At 63.3% G+C, this 1,879-nt stretch carries 2 protein-coding genes; both read right to left on the bottom strand.

Features of this window, described 5'->3' with window-relative positions:
- The coding region (locus JV551A3_RS05665) for a DUF1329 domain-containing protein (protein ID WP_133978422.1) at positions 1 to 373 on the bottom strand (373 nt) is incomplete at its 3' end.
- Between the two features lie 25 nt (positions 374 to 398).
- Positions 399 to 1,879 (bottom strand): DUF1302 domain-containing protein (locus JV551A3_RS05660; RefSeq protein ID WP_133978420.1); only part of this gene is annotated, 1,481 nt, incomplete at its 5' end.

Raw genomic sequence — 1,879 nt, 5'->3', positions numbered from 1 at the left:
CCGTGGNGCCACGATGGGTCTTGAATACCGGAATTTTGAAGGTGTCCGGGTAGCGCTTGAGCATGGCCAGCTGGCCCGGCGAGAGCTTGTCCTTGTACTGGTCGGCGTTCTGCGCGGTGATGGTGAACAGCGGCTTGTCACTGCCGTACGGGTCGGGCAGGAAACCCTTGGCGTCGGCGCTGCCCGCGCTCTTCGACAGCGGCTCCCACGGGCCGATCGAGCCATCGGCGTTGCCGGCCTTTTCGGCGCCCCTCGGGGTGAGCGTACTGCCCAGCTTGGCCGCTTCGTCGTCGGATACTGCAGCCATGACGCTGGTCGCCAGCAGGGACAGGCCCAGCACACCGGCTTGCAGCAGACTTCTGGTCTTGTTCATGTCGTGTCGTCCTGGATCTGTATGCTTAGAAGTTCACGCCGAAGCTGAGCGCGACGAAGTCACGGTCATCCACGGTGGTGTACTCGCCATCGAAGAAGTTGGTGTACGACAGGCTAGCCGTGTAGGTGTTCTGGTACTCGGCATCGAGGCCCAGGCTGACGGCCTTGCGGCCTTCCTCGAAGTTGGCGCCAGGGCCCGGCGAGTAGCCGGAGACGTCGTGCGACCAAGCCACGCTGGGTTTCAGGTTGATCCCGGCGAAGACGTCGTTGTAGTCCCAGATGACCCGGGCGCGGTAACCCCAGGAGGTGCTGGTGGTAAAGCCATCGTTCTCGCAGTTGCGGCTCAGGTTGGCGGTGGAGGCACCAGCGCCAGCGCCTGCGATGGTGCTGGCATTGAGTGCCTGACAGGTATTGGCCCCACCCGTGGATGGCAGCGGGCCTGGACCGAACACCGGGTCGCGACCATAGCGGGTATCGTGTGCGCTCTCCAGGCCACCCACATGGGTGACACCGAGTTCACCCACCACGGTCATGCGGCTGGCGCCCATCACCTGGTCGAAGAAATGCGTGAGGGTGGTCTGGAACTGGGTGATCTCCTTGCGGCGATACCCATGCAGGTCCTGCCCCGGCGTACCGGTCAGCAGAGAAGCGTTGCTCAACGCACCGCCAATGGGGCGGACCCCGGCGAACAGAATATCCGTGGTATTGAGTTGCACCGGTGCGTTGGGGCGGTAGCTGAGCTCGCCGCTCCAGGCGGTCCCGGTGGGCAGTGTGGTTGAGAAGCTCAAACCATAAAGGCGGATATCCTCGGGGTATTCGACGAAGTACTCGGAATTACCCGCCACGATCAGCGGTGCCAATGCACGCAGCTGCGCAGGTAGGGCGCTCAACCCGGCGAACACTGAAGGCGGGGCCCCGGTGGCGCTGAAGATTGGCGCACGGCTGTGGTAGTTCATGAAGTAGGCGCCAAACTCGGTGTCCAGCGGCTCGAACATGTAGCGCATGGCCACGCCAAACTGGCCGCTGTCACGCGCGTCACGGTCTGCACCGCGGCGCACCATCACCCCTTCTTCGTTGATGTTCACGCCCCGGGTAGCAAGGAACTGCTGCGCCGCCCCCGGCACCGTGCGGCTGCTGTTGAGCACGCGCAGGTTGTCGGTACAGCCGTCGGCAATGATGTCCGGCTGAGAGAAGAACGTGCCGCAGTTGTCGACGACCGTCTGGTCCCATTCGATCTGGTAGAAGGCCTCCGCCGACAGGTTGTCGGTCAGGCTTTGCGAGATGTAGAACATGTTGACCGGAATCAGGCCTTCCTTGATCTCGGCCCCCGGGCGGCGAAACGCCGACACGTCGATCGGGTTGATCGAGTTGATGCCGCCACCGATGAAGGTACTTTCACCCCAGCTCACCACCTGCTTGCCCAGGCGCACCGAGCCTGGCTGATCGCCGATGGAGTAGTTGTGGTAGACGAATGCGTCGAGCAGNTCGGCACCGGATGATTTGGCGC

Source organism: Pseudomonas inefficax (assembly GCF_900277125.1).
In the GTDB taxonomy this organism is placed as follows: Bacteria; Pseudomonadota; Gammaproteobacteria; order Pseudomonadales; family Pseudomonadaceae; genus Aquipseudomonas; species Aquipseudomonas inefficax.
Note: the sequence above shows the minus strand (reverse complement) of the source record. Positions and strands in the feature narration are given on the sequence as shown.